General features: G+C 56.3%; 16 protein-coding genes. 3 read left to right on the top strand and 13 right to left on the bottom strand.

Features of this window, described 5'->3' with window-relative positions:
* Positions 1-102: 102 nt before the first annotated feature.
* Complete coding sequence (locus RIB44_10605) at positions 103-1116, bottom strand: aspartate-semialdehyde dehydrogenase (protein ID MEQ8617033.1); 1014 nt, start codon at positions 1114-1116, stop codon at positions 103-105.
* Between the two features lie 168 nt (positions 1117-1284).
* On the bottom strand, positions 1285-3060 hold the full coding sequence (locus tag RIB44_10610; protein MEQ8617034.1) for an arylsulfatase: 1776 nt from the start codon (positions 3058-3060) through the stop codon (positions 1285-1287).
* Between the two features lie 630 nt (positions 3061-3690).
* Here RIB44_10610 and RIB44_10615 point away from each other — a divergent pair.
* On the top strand, positions 3691-4467 hold the full coding sequence (locus RIB44_10615; protein MEQ8617035.1) for a 3-ketoacyl-ACP reductase: 777 nt from the start codon (positions 3691-3693) through the stop codon (positions 4465-4467).
* 125 nt (positions 4468-4592) lie between these two features.
* Here the strand turns inward: RIB44_10615 and RIB44_10620 are convergent, their stop codons facing one another.
* The 4 genes from RIB44_10620 to RIB44_10635 form a co-directional block, all read right to left on the bottom strand.
* Positions 4593-5048, bottom strand: a complete 456-nt coding sequence (locus tag RIB44_10620) for a hypothetical protein (GenBank protein MEQ8617036.1) — start codon at positions 5046-5048, stop codon at positions 4593-4595.
* 115 nt (positions 5049-5163) lie between these two features.
* Entirely contained in the window at positions 5164-6333 is a 1170-nt protein-coding gene (proB, locus tag RIB44_10625; GenBank protein MEQ8617037.1) for a glutamate 5-kinase, read from the bottom strand.
* Positions 6334-6537: 204 nt separating this feature from the next.
* Complete coding sequence (locus RIB44_10630; protein ID MEQ8617038.1) at positions 6538-7599, bottom strand: trypsin-like peptidase domain-containing protein; 1062 nt, start codon at positions 7597-7599, stop codon at positions 6538-6540.
* Between the two features lie 177 nt (positions 7600-7776).
* Positions 7777-8724, bottom strand: coding sequence for a trypsin-like peptidase domain-containing protein (locus RIB44_10635; GenBank protein ID MEQ8617039.1), 948 nt, complete (start codon positions 8722-8724; stop codon positions 7777-7779).
* 475 nt (positions 8725-9199) lie between these two features.
* On the opposite strand from RIB44_10635, the gene lexA reads away from it, so the two are divergent.
* Entirely contained in the window at positions 9200-9802 is a 603-nt protein-coding gene (gene lexA, locus RIB44_10640) for a transcriptional repressor LexA (GenBank protein ID MEQ8617040.1), read from the top strand.
* A 121-nt stretch (positions 9803-9923) separates the two neighbouring features.
* On the opposite strand, the gene RIB44_10645 is transcribed toward lexA, so the two are convergent.
* From RIB44_10645 to RIB44_10660, 4 genes are all read right to left on the bottom strand, one after another.
* Complete coding sequence (locus RIB44_10645) at positions 9924-11279, bottom strand: sigma-54 dependent transcriptional regulator (GenBank protein ID MEQ8617041.1); 1356 nt, start codon at positions 11277-11279, stop codon at positions 9924-9926.
* Between the two features lie 22 nt (positions 11280-11301).
* Positions 11302-12996 carry an ATP-binding protein gene (locus RIB44_10650; protein MEQ8617042.1) on the bottom strand — a complete coding sequence of 565 codons (1695 nt, stop codon included), beginning with the start codon at positions 12994-12996 and terminating at the stop codon, positions 11302-11304.
* Positions 12997-13196: 200 nt separating this feature from the next.
* Complete coding sequence (locus tag RIB44_10655) at positions 13197-14381, bottom strand: LptF/LptG family permease (protein MEQ8617043.1); 1185 nt, start codon at positions 14379-14381, stop codon at positions 13197-13199.
* 38 nt (positions 14382-14419) lie between these two features.
* Positions 14420-15745 carry a protein phosphatase 2C domain-containing protein gene (locus RIB44_10660; GenBank protein MEQ8617044.1) on the bottom strand — a complete coding sequence of 442 codons (1326 nt, stop codon included), beginning with the start codon at positions 15743-15745 and terminating at the stop codon, positions 14420-14422.
* 200 nt (positions 15746-15945) lie between these two features.
* On the opposite strand from RIB44_10660, the gene RIB44_10665 reads away from it, so the two are divergent.
* Positions 15946-16554: a PEGA domain-containing protein gene (locus tag RIB44_10665; GenBank protein ID MEQ8617045.1), complete on the top strand. Its 609-nt coding sequence runs from the start codon at positions 15946-15948 to the stop codon at positions 16552-16554.
* Between the two features lie 38 nt (positions 16555-16592).
* Here the strand turns inward: RIB44_10665 and RIB44_10670 are convergent, their stop codons facing one another.
* The 3 genes from RIB44_10670 to RIB44_10680 all read right to left on the bottom strand — a co-directional run bounded on the left by RIB44_10670 (position 16593) and on the right by RIB44_10680 (position 19764).
* Positions 16593-17762, bottom strand: coding sequence for an MlaD family protein (locus tag RIB44_10670; protein MEQ8617046.1), 1170 nt, complete (start codon positions 17760-17762; stop codon positions 16593-16595).
* Entirely contained in the window at positions 17759-18604 is an 846-nt protein-coding gene (locus RIB44_10675) for an ATP-binding cassette domain-containing protein (GenBank protein ID MEQ8617047.1), read from the bottom strand. The genes RIB44_10670 and RIB44_10675 overlap by 4 nt, the downstream gene beginning before the upstream one ends.
* A 287-nt stretch (positions 18605-18891) precedes the next feature.
* Positions 18892-19764 carry an ABC transporter permease gene (locus RIB44_10680; GenBank protein MEQ8617048.1) on the bottom strand — a complete coding sequence of 291 codons (873 nt, stop codon included), beginning with the start codon at positions 19762-19764 and terminating at the stop codon, positions 18892-18894.
* Positions 19765-19980 lie beyond the last annotated feature (216 nt).

The raw sequence follows: 19980 nt of genomic DNA on the forward strand, positions 1-19980 counted from the left end.
AGAAAAATAATTAACTATCGCGAAGCATAGCGTTTAGAAGTACTCGCAAACGCTCAGAAGCAAGTGTTGCTCTCCGTGTCCTCTGTGCCTCCGTGGTAGAATCTAAACGCCAGCCGCTTCTTTCACGATCAATTCCGCGATCTGCACCGCGTTGGTTGCCGCGCCCTTGCGGAGGTTATCGCTCACGCACCAGAAAGCCAAGCCGTTATCGCACGAGAGGTCCTCGCGAATCCGCCCGATGAACGTATCGTTCGAGCCGTCGCAATCCTGCGGCATCGGATACTTGCCGTTCTCCAGATCGTCGATTACTTGGATGCCTGGCGTGGCGGCGAAGAGTTCGCGGGCCTGTTCGACGGTGATCTTCTTTTCCGTCTCGACCAGAATGCTCTCGCTGTGGCAGTTGCTCACGGGGGCACGGACGCAGGTCGGGCAGACCTTGATCGAGTCGTCGCCGAAGATTTTCTGCGTCTCGTAGACCATCTTCATCTCTTCCGACGTATAACCCTGCTCCTTGTGCGAGCCGATCTGCGGAATCAGGTTGAACGCAATTGGGTGAGCGAACGCTTCGTAGTCATAATCGTCACCCGAGAGGAAAGACTTCGAGCCTTCGATCAAGTCGCTCTGGCCCTTTACCCCCGCGCCGCTGGTGGCTTGGTAGGTGCTGACGATCACACGCTTGATCTTGCCCGCGTCGTGCAGCGGCTTCATCGCCAAGACCATCTGCGTCGTCGAACAGTTCGGGCTGGAGATAATCCCCTGATGATCGCGAATCGCTTCGGGGTTCACCTCAGGAACGATCAAAGGCACCTTCGGGTCCATCCGCCAGTAGCCGCTTTCGTCGACGACGATGCAATCGTGCGCGGTCGCCCAGGGGACGAACTCCTTGGCCGTCTCGTCCGGCGTACTGCCGATAGCAATATCAATCGGTCCGAAGGAGTCAGGCTTAAGTTCCTCGACCGTGTGCTCTTCCCCTTTGAAGGTGATCGTCGTGCCGGCACTTCGCGCGGAAGCAAGAAACGTGATTTTACGATGCGGAAAATCACGCTCTTCAAGAAGCTCACGGACGAGACGGCCCACCGCACCGGTGGCACCGACGATCGCAATCGAATCAAACACAACAGGGTCCTCAGTAAGGGGAGTTGAACATGTGACAAGCCCGTTAGTGTACTTGGACACTTCGCTGGGGGCAATGTTCGCAGTAGCTCGGGCCCTGAGTCGCTGTGGAGGCTCATTGCAGAGGACTCAGCCCTGGAGGGCCGAGCTACAAACCTCGGCATACCCTACTTAGAGCTTTTCAATCGTCACGAAATACGCCCCTCGCTGTCCCTCATTGGCATCGGTAAGCCAAGTCTGCAGCAACGCCGGACCCTCGGGCAGTTCGATCTCAAACGAAACCGTCGTATCCTGCGGCTTAGTTCCTTTCTCCCACTGGTTCTCATCGATCTTGAGTCGAGCCTTCGCTGCACCCATCGGCTGCCGGTCGTCCCCCGGATGGCGAGCCAGCTCAACGCTGTAACGCCCGGCTTGCACGACGTCGATCGCCCAAAAGCCGTTGATCTGCAGGGAGTCGTCGCTGAGTTGATCGGGTTGCCAGATCACGTAACCCTTCGTCGGATGCCAATCACGGACGGTCATAGTCAGCGGGTTTTCTTGATCAGACCCGACTTGAAAACGTGTGTAGTCAAGATCGTGGCCGAACACCTCGGGGACGTGTGCCGCATAGAGTCGCCCAAGCGACTCGACGAGGTCGGGGTACTCTGCTGCGACGTTCTTCTCTTGCCCCGGATCGCGTGGCATGAAATAGAGCTCGCCATTCACCATCCGCCATTGGTTGGTCATCACCGCATACTGTGGATGCCGACTTTTGCCGGTGGGTTTCAGTTCCAGCTCTGGTTCATCCGCCTGGAGCTGAACGAACATCGTGCGGTCAGGCCACTTCTCGTCGTGTTCTTTTGGATCGTCGCCCTGAAACAACGGGACAAGGCATTTGCCATCAAACGAAATCTCCGAGGGGAGTTCCAACTCACACAGTTCGACCAAGGTTGGCAACCAATCGCGGTGCGAAGTGAGTGTGTCGACCTTGAAGTCCTCCTTCAGCTTTCCAGGCCAGCGGGCGAAACACGCCACGCGGTGCCCGCCTTCGTAGACCGATCCCTTCACGCCTCGCATTCCCGCATTGAAGCCACTCTGCTTTTCATTCGGCTGCGGGCCTCCCACCGCTGTACCGTTGTCGCCCATGAAGATCACGATCGTATCCTTCTCAAGGTCTGACTCTTCCAAGAAAGACAACAGCCGTCCAAGGTTCTCGTCGAAGTTGTCGATCATGCCATAGAAGTTGGCTCTTTTCTCTGGGTGCCCCTGCTTTAAATGGGGGGCCGAATACTTCTTGGCAACGAGATGCGGTGAGTGCATGGCGTTGGTGGGCAAGTAGACGAAGAACGGCTGGGTATTCTCACCTTCTTGAGTGTTACGGATGAACTTGATCGTCTCGTCAAAGAAAACGTCAGTGCAGTAGCCGTCGAACTCCTCCGCGACGCCGTTGCGAAAGTAAGTGTCGTCGAAGTAGTCGTTGCCGATTGGGTTGCCAATCTCATTAGCGCCACCCGCCCGATGGCAGACGACTTCATCAAAGCCACGGAAACGGGGTGCATAGGGCCACGTGTCTCCCAGATGCCATTTGCCGAACAGCGCCGTCCGATAGCCGGAGTGAGCAAACACTTCGGCCATCGTCACTTCGTCAGGATTCAACAATTGCCGACCCTGTGTCACCGACCAAGCACCGACCCGTGTGCAATACCGCCCGGTAAGCAATGCGGCCCGTGTGGGCGTGCAGTAGGGGTCGACGTGATAGTTTTCCAGCCGGACACTTTGCCGAGCAAGTTGGTCGAGATGCGGCGTGTTGAGCCACGGATTACCGTGGCAACCCATATCACCGTAGCCCTGATCGTCGGTGACAATCACGATGACATTTGGCTTGGCTAGGGCTTCTCTCTGCCCTTGCAAAAGTAAGGAGAGTCCGGTCAGGGCAATCAGGATAGTAGCAGTTTTCGTTCTACTCATGGCTTGAGAAGGGACTCAAAGAAAAGAGAGTTCATTGGAAGTGAAGTTTTGCCTTTATATCAGAATGCTAAACCAGCTACGAAAACTTTCGGCAAGAAATTGGCCACCTCATTTGCTAGAATAACCCCAGTTCGACGGCGGCTCGGGTGGGCGACAGCGGCGGACCGCCAAAGGCGAAGTTGTACGGCTTGAACAACTCACGCTCGTTCCGTTTAGCGACAGAGCGGCGTGTTTCCCGGGAGCCGGGTAACGACCCAAGTAGCGGTGATCGCGATCGCGGTTCCCCTGACTGACGACCAAGTGGCCCGAAGGATCGCCCACTTTTTCGAATGATGGGATCCCATCTTTTTCTGTCCGTAGTCCCGGAGGGACTGAATAGTAATAGCCCCGGGATTCATCCCGGGGTTCGTGTGAGAAAGAAGGAGTCGACCGAGGGACGAGGCCGTTTGGCTCTGGAATGAAATCGAGGTCGAAATCAGCCACGGTCGATTTCGGCCTCGGCTAAGCCCCGCCGATCAGCAGACGTAACCCCTCGACCAACGATCAACAATGGAACCGTACTCCGGGATAAATCCCGGGGCTAATAATGTATCGCCACTTCGTGGCAATCACGATTGAATACAAATCTCTATGAACAATAAAGTCGCCCTCATCACCGGCGGGAGCCGCGGCATCGGGCTAGGAATCTGTAACGCACTGGCCGCCGAAGGCTGGAACCTTGCCGTCAACGGCATGCGCGACGAAAGCGCCGTCGCTGAGCCACTGGCTGCGCTCCGCTCTCAAGGTATCGAAGTCCTCTACTGCCAAGGTAATGTCGCAGAGCCCGAAGATCGCACGTCGATGCTGGACAAAGTGCGTGAGCGATTCGGTCAGTTGAATCTGCTGGTGAACAACGCAGGAATTACTTCGCCCGGACGCAAGGATATTCTCGACGCCAGTGAGGAAGGCTTTGATCAGGTGATCGCAGTTAATTTGAAGGGCCCTTACTTTCTCACGCAGCTTGCCGCCCGCTGGATGCTCGAGCAACGTGAAGCCGACGAGAGCTTCGCGGGAACGATTGTGAATATCTCTTCCGTCTCCGCAGAAATCCCGTCGCCCGATCGGGGCGACTATTGTATTTCTCGAGCCGGAACCTCCATGGCAACCAAGCTCTGGGCCCGCAAGCTCGGACCGCATGGCGTGAACGTCTATGAAATACGCCCTGGGGTAATCAAGACCGACATGACTGCCGTGGTCACCGAGAAGTACGACGCAATCATCGAAGAGGGCGTCATCGCCCAACCCCGTTGGGGATTCCCCGAGGACGTTGGGAACGCCGTAGCCGTACTCGCCAGTGGCAAACTCAGCTACGCGACGGGCAACACGATCTATGTCGATGGGGGCCTAGAGCGACTGCGAACGCTATGAACGCGCCCAATCGTGTCATTCCGACAGCCGTCTCAGCGGCGGAGGAATCCGGTTTGTACCCTAGTTGACTCGTCTTCAGTGCAAACCCGATTCCTCGGTCGGCGAGCCTCCCGTCGGAATGACAATTAGTTGAGCGTTTTCAGCAAAGCAACGCCACAATTGATCTCGCTCTGCAACCCCGCAACCACATCACGCTGGTAGCGACTCAAATCGAGCCGCTCCTCGCGCAGCTCTTTGAGACGCTGCTGCGCGGCGAGCGTCCGCAGTCGCCAGGTCTGCTCAGCGAAGTAGGCGGGAGAGTACTGGTTGAAGGTGCGAAACGGGCGGTAGTTTTCCACGCGATCAATCGACACGGCTAGTTCCGCTTCTGCCAAACGAATCGCTGCGTCGAGTTGCTTTACGAGCCGCGGGTACTGGATATAGCGAAACCGATGAAGCTGCTGTTCAGCGTTGCGAATCGCAGCCACGGCCTGCTGTCGAGTGACAGCCGGGCTTTCCGACTTGGGCAACGCAGGAGGATGAGCCACCGCCACGGCCGCCACGCACAGAACCGAGAAGAGAAAAGGAATGACACGACACATCGAAAGAACTCCGACTAATGGAAGGCAGAAGGACGCCCACACTTTCCACACTAATCACCAAGTTGGCCGATTGCGAATTTGCCATGACAATCCGCACGGCCAGAACAACCTGAACTCAAGAGAGCACGAGAAGATTGTCGCGGTGCACCACCGTGCGATAAGGACAATGGCCCAGAGTTGCCGCGATTTGCTCGGTCGATTGCCCGGCGATTCGAGTCAGGTCAGCCGCCGAGTAGTTTGTCAGTCCGCGTGCAAATTCGACCGAATTGGCATCGCACAGCGAGATGACATCCCCTTTTTCGAACTCTCCTTCAACACACGTCACGCCGACCGCCAACAAACTGCGGCCCTGTTCGGCAAGGGCTCGAAACGCACCCGCGTCGAGATGAGCCTTTCCCTGTGGGGTGGCGGACCAGCCGATCCAACGCCGACGCGAATCGACCGTGCGACCTTCGGGAAGAAACAACGTGCCAACGTCCTCGCCTGCAAGAATCTCGGTAAGAACGTTCTCACGCCGGCCATTCGCAATCACCACGTTCTCACCAGCAGACACCACGATCCTCGCCGCCTGCAGCTTGCTTGTCATTCCGCCCGTACTCAGTCCCCTACCCTGCCGACCCAGATCTTTTCCGTCATGGACAAGTCCCTCTTGAGCAGCTGCCAAATCGATCACGACGGACATAACAGTCGTGCCGTCGTCAGACGGATTGCCATCATAAAGTCCGTCGATATCAGAAAGCAGAATCAGCAGCGGTGCCCGCAGCAAGTTGGTAACCAGCGCCGCCAAGCGGTCGTTATCGCCGAAGCTCAATTGCAACTCTTCAACGCTGACCGTGTCGTTCTCGTTGATGATCGGGATCGTGTTCGCTTCCAACAAAGCCAGCAAGGTATTGCGAACATTCAAATAACGCGACCGTTCATGCAGATCCTCAGCGGTCAACAGAACTTGGGCTGCGTTCAAACCATGCGGGATCAACGCACGGTTATACGCCTCGATCAAACCGCTCTGCCCAACCGCTGCTGCGGCTTGCAGCTTGGCCAGATCACTAGGCCTCTTCGTCCAACCCAGTCGACCCATGCCAGCGGCAACGGCTCCGCTGCTTACGAGCATAACCCGTTTGCCTGCGTGATGGAGCTTGGCCAGTTGCTCGGCGATCGCGGCAACACGCTCGTCATCCAATGTCCCAGCGCCGACCGAACCCGCAGCCCGCGTCAAAACGCGCGTGCCCACCTTCACGACAATCGTGTCGGCAGCGGTCATGATGTCTTGGCGAACGAGGTCCATGGGAGAGCTGTCAGCTTTCAGCCGTCAGCTATCAGCTTGTTGAGAGAGTGCAGCGACTTCGTGAACGATTCTGGGTTGCGCGTAGGGACGCATGAAACCATTAGCATGATGCGCGTGGCTAAGAGAAGCAACGCCAAAGAGCAGAAGAATCAAAATCATCCGTGTGAATCGGTGTCATCCTTGGCCAAAACGTTGCGACTTAACCTACTCAGCCGGCGACGTGATCTTTGCCGCTTCCAGTTCCGGCCGTCGCGGTGCCAGTTTTCCGCTTCGCAAGTCGAACAGCAGGTCTTGCACGGTTTGCACATCGAGGCCGTACGACTCGGTTCTTCCCGAGCGAGCAATGTTCAGGCCCACCATCTCGCCGTCGAGATTCACCAACGGACCGCCGCACTGATTTGGGGCGAGTACCGTGTCGTGCTGAAAGGCGTTGGGGAAGCCAAACCGCCGCGTGCTCAACTTGCCGCCCAGCGAGTTCTGGAACTGGCTGCGGCTTTGTCTTACGCCGGAGAACCGGCCCGACAGTGTAGCCTCAACTTTCAGCGTTTCCGACTTGCGCTGCAGAGTGAGCGTGATTCGGTCGCCCGGGTTGAATTCTCTGACAGTGTCAATCAACTCGACACGTGTTCGCGTCGGTTGGCCGTTGATATGTGTTATGAGATCATCCTGCTTGACGCCGGCACGCTCGGCACCACTCTCAGGGAAGACGTAAACCACCAGCGGTCGATTCGCTTCGTCCAATTGGACGCCCAGAACGCCGGGTTGATGAGGGACTTCACGCCCCGGCACGCTAACGACGCCGACCGCTTCAGGATCGCGCGACATGCCGACCGTTGCGACAAACGAACCGACGGACGGTTTCTTTTCGGCGAAGCGAATTTCCTTGAGATTACTCGCTTCGATCTTCAGGAGCGCCAGGTCATGTTCACCACTGACGCCCACGATGTCAGCATCGTAGGTCTTACCGTTCTTCAAACGGCACGTAATGTCGCCACTCAGGGGACTTGCTTTGCTGAGTATCCAACCGTCGGCCCCGACAACGCAACCCAGAGCCACTTGCTTCCCATCAGAACGAACCCGTGCCGTGGATTCAGAAGCCCGCTTCACGACGTCACGAAATGCTGCCCTCACATGCGGACCGTCAGTCAACCGCCAACGCGGCACGAGCAACTGATCGAGCCCAAACGGCACGTCGCGTTCTTGCTCAATCGGAACAAAGCCCTGATCTGCCTCCTGCGCATGAGTCGCAGAGAGGCAAACACTCATGACACACACAGCAATTAAGAGTCGAGTAGTAACAACTTGAGAATTCACGTTTGTAATAACCTCAAAACTATCCCGATGTCGACGTTAGTCTTGAACACGGATTACACGGATGTAACTAAATCGGTGAAATCCGTGCGATCCGTGTTCAAAGATAAAGCTTGGCACTCTCAGTGATTTTCAATTCTTCCGCAACTCACCCGCAGTGATGACTTTCACCTCAACCGTTTTCTCAACGCCGTCACGTTCATACGTTAGTTTCACTTTCTCTCCAGGCTCTTGAAAGAAAATGGTTCGCGATAATTCCTCGAACGAATCGATCGGTCGACCGTCAATGGCCACGATCACGTCCCCATTCTTCACACCCGCGTTGGCTGCCGGCAGACCGGCAATCGCTCTCGTAATGACACAGCGTCCGTCGATCGTTCTTCCAGAAACGCCAATCACTGGACGATCAGCGACCATTTCTTCGTTGATCTGTCCGCCCCAGACTTCACCGGCAAGTAGTCGATCCCAGGAGCTTTCAAATCCGGTGGTTGCTACATGAAAGTTATGTGTCACCCGTGGGCCAATGCTACTATGAATACCAACTAACTCGCCACGCATGTTGAACAGCGGTCCACCCGAGTCGCCTCCAACCAGCGTGCAGTCGGTGCAAACGACTTCCTCTTCGCGGAAGAGAACACGACCTAGGCGAACCGGAGGCGCCCGGCCTTCTACAAGTCCGCCCGGCTGACCTGTTGTCACAACCCATTCTCCCGGAACCAGTTTCGTACCCTTGGCGATCGGCGTGTAAGGAAGATCACTCGGTGGGTTGTCCATCTGCACCATGCCTGCGTCGATGTCGTGATTCGCTCCGAGACTCTTGCCGGTAAAACGGCGACCATCGGGAAGAATAATGTTCACTTTGCGACTGGAGTCTCCGATGACATGCCCGGCAGTCAGGATGAGACCTTCAGGATTGACAATCACGCCGCTGCCCGCAGAACGCCCCAACTGCAGGGCGACGGTGGCAGGAAGGCTGTGCTTGACGACCCGTTGTAGCTGTCCCTCGATCCGGCGGAGGTCTGCCACGTTACGAGGATAACGCGACTTGAGAGTCTTCTCGGTTTCCGTTGATACGTCCAACGCTGCATCGGAAAACTGAGCCTGGGAGCTTGCAGCGGCCAGCAGAACTGTCAGTAGAGATGCAGTGGCAATCAGTTGTGGGTAGCTAGTGTTTCTAATACCTGAACTCCTAAAACCTGTTCCTCGCGATGCCACTATTTTCGCATTATCACCCCACAACGGCAACAAAAGAGTTTGGCCACCCCCGTTTGTAGTTCCGCCTTTAGGCGGCTTTCTACGGATTATGAGAGACCATCCAAGCTTCTAAACCGCCCAAAGGCGGAATTACGAACATCGGTGAAATCCGTGTCATCCGTGGCCAAAAACTCTGGATTGCACTCCCTAGCGGCCTAGAATTCTGCTTTACTGTACAAACGCTATTGACGATGTACGCCCGTATATTACGATATTGACAGTGAAAGCACCACAATTTGTGGCCTTTCGGTTCTCCGCAGTATGATTCAACCCGTCCCCTTATCCCAAAGCAAGGACCGCGATGAGCCTCGATCAACTAACCAAACGCCAACGCGAAGTTTACGAGTTCGTTCGCACCAAGATCCAAGGCCGCGGCTACGGGCCCACCGTGCGGGAGATCGGCGAGCAGTTCGGCATCAACTCACCCAACGGCGTGATGTGCCATCTCAAAGCGCTGGAAAAGAAGGGACTCATCACGCGCGAGCCAAACATGTCACGGGCGATTCAACTCACCGACGCGGGGCTCGCGGATCAAGGTATCCCGCTGGTCGGTTCAATTGCCGCGGGCAGTTTGACCGAAGCCATCGAAGACGCCGACCTGCTCGACTTCGAGGCGATGTTCCCCGCTAAGAAAAATCACTTTGCCTTACGCGTGAAAGGCGACTCAATGATCGAAGCGGCCATCGCCGACGGCGACATCGTTATCTGCAAAAAAGCACGCACCGCCCACAAGCACGACATTGTGGTCGCAATGACCGACGAAGGCGAAGCGACGCTCAAGTATTGGATCCCCGAAGGTAACCGGATTCGTTTGCAGCCGGCGAACAGCTCGATGGAGCCGATCTACGTGCGTGACGTGCAGGTGTTGGGGATTGTGACCGGGGTGGTGCGGAAGGTGGGGTAATGTAGCCATATCGCTCCGCGATATGAATTGCGGCGATTGCGTAACATTAACCATCGCATAGCAACTACAACGATCTGACTGGTTTCATTGATCGCTTTCATCTCGCGGAGCGAGATGGCTACTACGCCGACTTCTCTAAACTCGTCGCTTGGTTGAGCTTATTGTAGAGCGTCTTCAAGCTCACGCCCAACTGTTCGGCGGCTTTCGGTTTGCTGCCGTCGTTGCGTTCGAGCGCCTCGTGGATGGCGAGCATTTCCAACTCGCGGAGGGTCATCACGCCGGGGCTTAGTTTTGCAGCGCCGGTTAGTTGGCGACTGTCGAAGCGTTGGGGGAGGTGTTCGGCGCGGATGGGGCCAGAGTCGCACAAGATCGTGGCGTGTTCGACGACGTTGGCCAATTCCCTGACGTTACCGGGCCAGACGTGACCAAGTAAGGCCTGAATCGCATCGTCGGCAATCTCACCGTCACTGCCCTGCCCCGCACCTCGATGTCTCGCGAGCAAATGCTTTGCTAAAGCCGGAACATCTTCCAGACGCTCTCGCAATGGCGGCAGATGAATCTCAAACGAATTGATGCGGTACATCAAGTCCTCGCGGAAGTCACCCGCTTCGACCATCTCGGGCAAGTTGCGATGGGTTGCACAAACAACGCGAACGTCAACGGTGATCGGTTTGTTCTCACCAACACGGCGAATTTCACGGCTTTCCAAGACGCGTAGTAGCTTTGCCTGCATGCTTTTGGGCAGCTCGCCGATTTCATCGAGGAATATCGTTCCGCCAGCGGCGACTTCAAACAGGCCGGTGCGATGATCGTCAGCTCCAGTAAAGGCGCCTTTGCGGTGACCGAAAAGCTCGCTTTCGATGAGCGTTTCAGGCAAAGCACCGCAATTGATGGCAACGAATGGTGCCTCGGCGCGCGGGCTTTGGTTGTGAACAGCGCGGGCGACAAGTTCTTTGCCGGTACCCGTCTCGCCGAGAACGAGAACAGTGGCGTCGCTGGGCGCAACTTTCTCGATAAGGATCTGAACCTTCATCATCGCTGGCGTCTTGCCGATGAGTGTCGAGGAGCCTTCGAGTCGTTTCACTTCGTGCTGTAACGCACGACATTTCTTATCGAGCGCGAGCTTTTCGCTAACGCGATCAAGCAACGCTTTGATTTCAACCAAACGACACGGCTTTGTTAGATAGTCGAACGCACCGTGGCGCAACGCGGCGATGGCGCTTTCGAGGGTACTCTTGCCGGTGAGGATCACCGCTTCGGTTTCTGGTGAGTTCTCTTTGCACTTGGCGATCACCCCGATGCCGTCGAGTCCTGGCATGTCGAGATCGACAATGATGCAGTCGTAGGTGTTCTTCTCCAGCGCAGCAACCGCGGTCGTGCCGTCAGGGCAGACGGTAACTGTGTGGCCCAAGCGTGGCAGCTCTTGCTTCATGAGCTCTTGCAGCGACTGCTCGTCGTCCGCGAAGAGTAAGCTCAAACCTTGCCCGTTGTTTTTATTGTTAGGCTGCTTGGCGGCCATGGCCGTTCTCCTTGCTCGATTGATGAGCCGGTAAAGTCACTACGAAACGTGACCCGCGATCGGGTCCTTCACTGGCGGCTTCGATGGTGCCGCCGTGTTCTTCAACGATGCGATAAGTAATTGAGAGGCCGAGGCCGGTGCCCTGCCCTGTTCTTCTCCGCGTGAAGAATGGTTCGAACAGATGCTTACGGACTTCCTCGGTCATGCCGCAGCCGTTGTCTTCGACAATGATCTGTGTACCAGATCCCTTGCGTTGCACCATCACGCGGACGGTTCCGCCTGCGTCGACACTTTCGAGCGCGTTGGTGACAAGGTTGAGCGCGACTTGCTTGATTTCTTGCGCATTGATTTCCGCGATGACCGGCGGACCGTCAACGAGCTCAAGGTTTTTATCCTGATACTTGCCTAGGTGCTGCACCATTTCGATCACGCTGGCAGTCAGTTCGCGAAGGTCCGCGCCGTGATACTGCGAGTCACCCATGCGGGCGAAGTCGAGAAGTTTTTCGGTGATTTGTTTACAGCGGAACGCTTCCCGCTGGATCATCTGCAAGTAGTTACGGGCGACTTGAACGTCTTCTGAGTGGGACTCATCAACACTCTCAAGCAAGTCATCTAGTCGGCCTTCGAGCGATTCGCTACAGAGGGCAATCGAAGCCAAAGGGTTGTTGATCTCGTGCGAAACCCCGGCGGCCAAGAAGCCAACGCTGGCGAGCTGTTCACTGCGGACGACTTGGTTAGTGCGTTGGCGAACCTGATCATCAAGGTCTTCTTTGATCTCGCGGAAACGCGAAGTCATGTGATTCATCGAGGCGGCAAGCTCACCCATCTCGTCTTCGGTAGTGAGCTGGATCGTGTGATCGAACTGACCTGCTGCGACCTTGCGAGATCCGCTGACGAGTTGTCCGAAAGGCTTGGCAAACGACTGATAGAAGACTCGGAAGAATAATCCGAGTAGCCCAATCGCCAACACCGCGTTCACCCAGGCAATCACGATTGCCGTGCGATAGCGGGCTCGCACGTCGTTCACTAGGACGGCGAAACGGCGATGCAAGTGGCTGGGGAGTTCAACAACGAGCGAAGAAAGTTGATCCACCTCGTCGCGAAGTTTACCGATTTGTAGCTCGTCGAGCAGCCAGTCTTCCTTGAGTTCCTCGTCAAGATCGTTACCACTGAGGCGCTGAATCACTTCGTCGATACGTGCCAATGTTTCGCGTTCGTGACGATCGTCACCGAGGCGCGTTTCCGTGAATTGGCTATTACGATCGAGTTGGCGGCGATAGCGAGCTAACGATTCGGTCAACAATTCAAACTGATTGCGATACTGCTCACGCAGCCACTGGGCGTCCCAGGGGCAGTCGATGGCGTCTTTGATTTGTTCGGCGAGAACTTCGGCTTCTTCTTCATCAGGCAGAGAATACTCGTCGAGCAACGTGGCCACACCGCCCGGGAGTTCAAGCCGTTCCTTCGCTTGGCTAAGCGTAATGCGCAAATCACCAACGTGTTGGCGGACTTGGCTGGCCAGCGGCAACTCAGCCGAACGGGCGCGAATACTCCGCACCAGACCGCGGTAGGAGTACAGTCCGTAATACGCGCTGCCGAACAACGAGAGCACAGTCACGAGCAAGAGCGCGAGACCGAGTTTCAGCTTCGTGCGAATGGGCCAATGCGAGGGCACTTGCGACCTCCGTGTCGCTTGGTGAATCGTCGCTTGCTAGGAATTTACGGGGCGGGGAGTGTAGCAAGCGGTTTGAAAATATTGCAAGGACAGTTTTCGAATCGCTGAGGACACCGCTCATAACCCGAAGCGTAAGCGAGGGAGGGTCGTGACGAGTACTCTCCCTCGCTTACGCTTCGGGTTACGCAAGAAAGCGAAGCCTAGAATCGTATCACACGACGGATCAGCCAGACGCCCCACAATGCTAGCACGACGTTTCCGACCCAGACGACAACCGGCGGGACGTCACCCGATTTTGCTTCGCCAACGCTCCACATTAGCATCGGGTAGTAGATGAGCAGGATCGGCAAGAAGCAGGCGAAGAAGCTCCCCCAGAATTCACCGTGGCGACGGCGAATGGCCATGGGAGCACCGATCAGTGCGAAGCAAAGGCAACTAAATCCCGTTGACCAACGGCGATAGGGTTCCAAGTTGAAACGGTTCAGCCGCCGCTCGGCATCCGCGACGCGATGCTTATTGCGACCCGTTTGACGTGCGGTGAGATTCTCGAAGTTGCCCGACAGCAAGGCGTAGCTGGTGACCGCCGCAAACTCTTCTTGAAACTGCTCGATTTGCACGACCTGGTGATCTTTGGCGGGTCCGATTTCGCTCAGTGCATGGTCTGAGGGGCTCTTGCTGGCACGATCGACGCCCGTGAATTGGCTAATCGGAAACGATTGCGTGAACCTTCCGGGGAGATCGACTTGCCAGTCATCACCAAACTCACCTTCGACGTTCCAGCCGGTAAAGCTAACGGTATCGTTTTCGATATCGACACTGAATTCACCCTCGTCGGCCATTGTCGTTTTCGTTGGACCATTGGATTGATGGATTTGTATCGTAGGGCCTATGAGTCGTTTTCCATCCACGAGTCGGACGTTGATCTCAAAGTTATCGCGGCGGAACTGCCGCGTTGTGCGGAGACGACCGTAGGCGATTTCTTCCAGTGATTCGATCACCACCCGACTGGTTCCTTCTCGCCCCCAAGAGACCGCAAGGTCAATCGTTTTCACTGCCGCAAAGCTAGCAACCACGGCCATGCAGAGAACGGGCCAGATGAACTTCAGCGGTGAGATACCTAGCGCTTTCGCGGCGATGAGCTCGTTTGATCCGGCTACGCGTCCGTAGACGCTGGTGGCCGCCATGAGCATCGAACCGGGAATCGTGTACTGCATCGCTTGAGGCAGCATGTACGGGAGAATGCGAAGGATGGGTGCTAGCCCGAGCCCCTCTTCGACCGCTTGCTTAACGATCAGCACTAAGAAAATAAACAGCGTCATGCTCACAAAAGTGACCATGAACACTTTAAGAAGTTCTTGCAGAAGGTACCGCGTAATCAGCCGCATGGGGCGGACTTTAGCAAGGTGCGGGCGAGAGGGCTACTTTAATCCACCCCAAGATTGATGCTCGAATCGCTGGGCGGTTCGGGACCGCTATCACGGACTGCTTGCATCAGCCGGCGGACAGCACGAGAGTACGCAACGACCGCCCCTCGTGGGTTCCCTTGGGCGATTGCTTGATGGGCCTCGCCGCGGTCGGCATGGATGTCGGTCCAATCAAACTCCCAGTCACGCTGAGATTCCAAGTCTTCAAGCTGGCGAACGATATCGGTGAGCGGCTCAATCCCTTCGGCACTCGGCGAGGCTTCATAGCGACGATAAGGAGCCTTGCCTTGCGGCCCAGGAAGCTTCGCAGAGGCGGTAGGCACCGGCTTCGGAAGGAACGCCAACAAGCTAGCGGCAACTACTGCGACGCCTGCGGTAAGCGTTCCAAACAAATGCTTGCCGGCGATCATCAGTCCCCCTGCTGCCAGAGCGCCGACGAGCCCCACAGTGATGGCCATGCTTTTTCGCTTGGCAGAGGGAACGCCGCTTGTCGTGGGCGGGTTACACTCGGGACCTTCGGAAGAGGCTTCGCCGAGTTGCGAGACGTTTTTTACCTCCGCAACGATGACCGTAATGTTGTCGGGACCACCGAGCAAGTTGGCGAGATCGACGAGCGTCTGCGCTGCTTCTTCTGCTGGGAGCGATCCAAGAATCAAGCCGATTAACTGAGAATTCAACGGGCCGGTCAGACCATCACTACACAAGAGAAAACGGTCGCCAGACTCCAGCGGAAAAGGACCTTCGAGATCAACTTTCACTTCGGAGTTTGGGCCAAGCGATCGTGTAATAACATTCTTAGGCACGTAAGCCGGGACTTCCTCTTCGGTGGCTTGTCCGGCAGCAGCCATTTCCCAGACCAAGCTGTGGTCGAAAGTGAGTTGCTCGAAGTACTCACCTCGTAGACGGTAGACGCGGCTATCCCCCACGTGGGCGGCGATTGCTCCGCCGGGAAGGATTGCCAGCGAGCTGCACGTGGTGCCCATCCCCTGAAAGTCGACGCTGTTCTGACCCTTGGTGTTGATCCGTGTGTTGGCGTCTCGTACGGCTTCGACAAGTGACTCGCACGGGGATAGGTCTCGCCGCTTTTGATAGGTCAAAGGGATGCTATCGGTGGCGATCTGGCTGGCGAGTTCGCCAGCAGCGTGGGCACCCATGCCGTCGGCGACAACAAAGAGGTGTCCGCGGCTCGCCCAAAGCTCAGCATCTTCAGCGACGGCAACTGCTAGCGAATCTTGATTGTTCGCACGCCGCATTCCCACATCACTCACGGCAGCACAGTGAAGTCCCCCGACCGACTTCACGATCTTCGTCTGAGCTTGGGACACGCGGGGGCCTTGGTTCGGGTGACGTCAACTGCGGCAAAGCAAGCATCATAACTGGTGATAGCAGCGAATCGAAGGGGAAAGGGGGAAATGACCAATGCCGATACCCGAATGACAAGTCGCAGGGAAACTCGATCTGGTCACATTTCACGGCAGTTCCTACACTCCCTCGCGATTCTCGCCCTGACATCGGCCCGAAGTTCATGACTGCAGACAGTTGGAAAGCCCGAATCTTCCTAGCAGCATCACTGCTCTCGTTGGTGGTCCTGCCTGGTTGTGTGCGCCGTCGGTTGCTTGTGAAAAGCAATCCGCCGGGTGCGACGGTTTATGTGGACAACCAACCGATTGGGCAGACCCCGTGTGCGACCAACTTCATCTATTACGGCACGCGTGAGATACGACTGGTGAAGCCGGGTTACGAAACGCTGACGATCAATCAACCGATTCCGGCACCTTGGTACGAGATTCCGCCGTTGGATTTTATTAGCGAGAACTTGGTTCCGCGTGAGATTCAAGATTACCGCACGCTCTCCTACAACTTGCAACCACAGGTCGTCGTGCCGACCGATCAACTGTTGGGTCGCGCGCAACAACTTCGTGCGAGTACGCAGATTGGTTCGGTGGCACCAGCGGGGGCATTGGTTCCTGGAGCGACGCCAGGGCTGACGCCTCTGGGCTCGCCAGTACTTCAACCAACGCTTGCGCCAGAGCTTGGTGTTCCACAGCCTGGAGTCTTGGGAACTCCGATTCCGCAAGGTGGCGTGTTGCCTCCTGGCGGACGTACTGTTGAGCCTTTGCCGCCGGCGCGGTAGCCATAGTCGCGACTCGCGTAGCGAATCACGACGATTCTTTATTGCAGCAGTGTTGGCCGATTTGCAATCGGCGTCTCTCGATCAATCACGCCACGCAGAACTCTCGCTGGGTCGCGGGCAAGCTTATTCGTGAAGACGTGGATCTCGTCGATGATCTGACGGATACGGATGTTGATGGTCCGATCGTTGATCAGCGAACGCACGTCGCTCACGGCCCCGTTGCCGTTGTCGATCGTTGCGCTGAGTTTCACCATCACGTTACGCAACTCCTTGACGGCAGCTTCCGCATCGTCGGAGAGCGTACGGTCTTTGAGCAAGCGTCCTAGCGAGCCTTCGCTGTTATTGATGTTGGCGGCCAACTCCGCGGCGTTGGCGAGCAACTCTTCCAGGTTGCCCGCGCTATCTTCGAGGATTCCGACAATCTTCTCGCCGCGTTCGCCCAGCGGTCCAGTGAAACCTTGCAGGTTGTCGAGATTCTCCTCAGCCGAGGTTGCTACGCCTTCCAAGGCAGTGAGGATTGCTCGCGCGTCGGCGACGACGGTGGGTAGTTGAGCGATGCCTTTGCGCAGGTCTTCTTTGACGGTTTCGTCACCGATCACGTCGTCGACGTCGTCCATTACGCGACCGAAGCGCTGCATCGCGATCTCCATGGAATCGACGAGCCGCGTAATCCTTTCCATGTCGTTGCCGCCCATGACGTTGTTGAGCCGTTCGGCGAGCATGGCAACTTCATCGCCTGCACGGCCAAGTGACTGCACCGTTTCGCGTAGATCGCCCTGCATCGTGGCGAGCATATCGACAGGGTTCGGGTTGTAACCTCCTTGGACGATTGCGCCTGGAGCGATGGCTTGGGCTCCTTCCGAGGAACGGACCGGTACGAATTCGATAATGGCGTCACCCATAATCGAAGACTGGATGCGCGGTTTTTCGTTGGTTTTAACGACCTTTCCTTCGTTGATGTCGATCGTGATGAGCGCCCCTTCGTCGGTCGCCTCAACATCTGCCACGCGGCCGATCAGCAGCCCCCGCCGACGCACGGGCGTTTGTGGAGCGACGCCCGGCGCTTGGTCAACAAGCATTTGCAGTTGATACTTGTCGCCGAAGGGGAGCGCTGAGAAGTCGCTGTTCCACAGGATGAGAATGCTCGCCACGAAGAACGTGGCAATGCCGAGGACGCCCAATTGAAACGCGCGTTTGCGATCGTTCATTCTGAATCTCCGCCTTCAAACGGTTCGTCAAAAAAATCTCCCTCAGCTCCAACAGCGGCATGCATCTCTTCGAGCCGGTCTCCCGCTTCGCCACGGACGAACTGCCGCACTCGCTTGTCAGACGAGTGATCGATTTCTTCGGGCGAGCCGTCGTAGAGGATCTGGGATTCGCCCGCCCGCAGACGTGATTGCGGGTAAAGCATCACGATGCGGTCAGCTACCTTACGAGCAGAAGTCATATCGTGCGTGACGATGATGCTGGTGACGCCGTAAGCTTCGCGCGACCGGATCATCAATTCGTTAATCACGTCGCTCATGATGGGGTCGAGCCCCGTGGTCGGCTCGTCATAGAGTAGGACTTCCGGCTTCATCACCAGTGCACGGGCCAAGCCGACTCGCTTACGCATGCCACCCGAAAGCTCAGCAGGGAATTTCGTTAGGACGTTTTCTGGCAAGCCAACTTCGCTGAGCAGTTGCAACATCAGTTCACGGCTACCGCGCTCGCGAGGGCGATGTTGCTTGAGCGGGAAGAGGATGTTGTCGGCGATGGTCATGCTGTCAAATAGTGCCGCGTTCTGAAAAACGAATCCGAACCGCGTTCGTTCTTTTGCAAGAGCGCGGTCATCCAACTCAACAAGTGACTGACCATCGAACTCCACGCGACCGCGGGTCGGTTCAATCAGGCCGATGATGGTCTTCAACAGCACGGTCTTGCCGCAACCGCTTTCCCCAATGATGGCCAGCGATTGGCCCCGCGGGACTTCTAACGAAATATCGCGCAGCACCGTCTGGCGTCCGAAGCGGACGGTTAGTTGGTCGACGGTGATGAGGGCTTCGGACATTGGGCTTTTCTATGCTTCTATTTATTGACCACAGAGAACACGGAGATCACGGAGTGTTTCTATCCAAGTAATGGAACGCGGATAAACGCTGATTAAGCGGATTAGCGCAGATTTAGGAAGTCGATACTGTGATGTATTCCATTTTTTCAAGGCAGACATATCACTTTATTTTTAAGGCTTCGTCTTCGTTTTTGAATCCGCGGCCATCTGCTTAATTAGCGTTTATCCGCGTCCTATTTTCTTCCTCCGTGTTCTCCGTGCCCTGTGTGGTAAAAAGGTCTTCGTTCTTAGGCTCCGAATAAAGTTGGCGCTGCGGGCCAAATCGACAGGTAAATTTGGTCGAGCACGATGCTCACCAGCAAGTCGAGCACGATGATCATCATGAAGGAATAAACAAACGCCGTTGTCGCGGCACGACCGACACCTTCGGCACCGGGCTCGCAATGGAAGCCACGGTAACAACTGATAATGCCGATGGTTGCTCCGAAGCACATGCTCTTGATGATGCCGTAGAACAGATCCCAGTTTTCGACGAACTTCTTCGCGTTAGCAGAGTAATGGTGGTAATCGATGCCTAAGAACGAAATGCAATAGAGCGCGCCCCCCACGACTCCCATGAAGATGGCCATGATCGTGAGTGAAGGGATCAAGAGAATGCAACTAAGGAATCGTGGAACCACGAGGTAATGAACAGGATTAGCGCCCATGCTGCTGAGCGCGTCGATCTGTTCAGTGACACGCATTGTGCCGAGTTCCGCCGCCATCGAACTTCCCACTCGACCGGCAAGCATCACTGCGGCAAGCACGGGGCCAAGTTCGCGAAACATGCTCTTGTTAATCACGCTACCAAGTTGCGTTTCCAGGCCGAAGGTGCGGAATTGCGTGTACGATTGGACGGCCAGAACCATTCCGGTGAAGCCGCCGATCATCATCACCACCGGCAGGCTTTGCACGCCGATGCGATACATATTTTCGAACATCGTGTCGCGTCGCGGCAAACGGGTGAGCAGCCACGTCATCGTCCGCCAAGCGAAGAGCATCAGGTCGCCGACCGATTCAATGATGCCTACGCCGGTTTCGCCGACGTCCGCCACTGATTCTGCCAGCCCAGCAATGAGCCCACGACGCGGCGGACCTGTTGTCACGCTATCGGTAGACATTTCGATATGCCGAGAGATGAGTTGATGAGAAAAGACGCAGCCTCCGCGCATGACGGCGGCTTATCTTTCATCGGCACATCAAAGCCAGATAGTGAACCGAACCATGGATCAAATCTGGACGGTCTCCATCAAGAAAAAAGGGCCCGGTTGGCCCTGCGAGGGATGCCAACCGGGCCCTTACGAAAAGGAGGAAACGGAGGTTCGGCTCGCAACTGC

It is taken from the genome of Lacipirellulaceae bacterium (assembly GCA_040218535.1).
Classification (GTDB): domain Bacteria; phylum Planctomycetota; class Planctomycetia; order Pirellulales; family Lacipirellulaceae; genus Adhaeretor.

What these genes read in the sequence shown, in the direction of transcription:
- RIB44_10610 (MEQ8617034.1), bottom strand. Translation starts at nt 3,060, where the DNA reads ATGAGTAGAACGAAAACTGCTACTATCCTGATTGCCCTGACCGGACTC.
- RIB44_10630 (MEQ8617038.1), bottom strand. Translation starts at nt 7,599, where the DNA reads ATGAGTGTTTGCCTCTCTGCGACTCATGCGCAGGAGGCAGATCAGGGC.
- RIB44_10675 (MEQ8617047.1), bottom strand. Translation starts at nt 18,604, where the DNA reads ATGTCCGAAGCCCTCATCACCGTCGACCAACTAACCGTCCGCTTCGGA.
- RIB44_10680 (MEQ8617048.1), bottom strand. Translation starts at nt 19,764, where the DNA reads ATGTCTACCGATAGCGTGACAACAGGTCCGCCGCGTCGTGGGCTCATT.
- proB (MEQ8617037.1), bottom strand. Translation starts at nt 6,333, where the DNA reads ATGGACCTCGTTCGCCAAGACATCATGACCGCTGCCGACACGATTGTC.
- RIB44_10655 (MEQ8617043.1), bottom strand. Translation starts at nt 14,381, where the DNA reads ATGCGGCTGATTACGCGGTACCTTCTGCAAGAACTTCTTAAAGTGTTC.
- RIB44_10665 (MEQ8617045.1), top strand. Translation starts at nt 15,946, where the DNA reads ATGACTGCAGACAGTTGGAAAGCCCGAATCTTCCTAGCAGCATCACTG.
- RIB44_10615 (MEQ8617035.1), top strand. Translation starts at nt 3,691, where the DNA reads ATGAACAATAAAGTCGCCCTCATCACCGGCGGGAGCCGCGGCATCGGG.
- RIB44_10670 (MEQ8617046.1), bottom strand. Translation starts at nt 17,762, where the DNA reads ATGAACGATCGCAAACGCGCGTTTCAATTGGGCGTCCTCGGCATTGCC.
- lexA (MEQ8617040.1), top strand. Translation starts at nt 9,200, where the DNA reads ATGAGCCTCGATCAACTAACCAAACGCCAACGCGAAGTTTACGAGTTC.
- RIB44_10620 (MEQ8617036.1), bottom strand. Translation starts at nt 5,048, where the DNA reads ATGTGTCGTGTCATTCCTTTTCTCTTCTCGGTTCTGTGCGTGGCGGCC.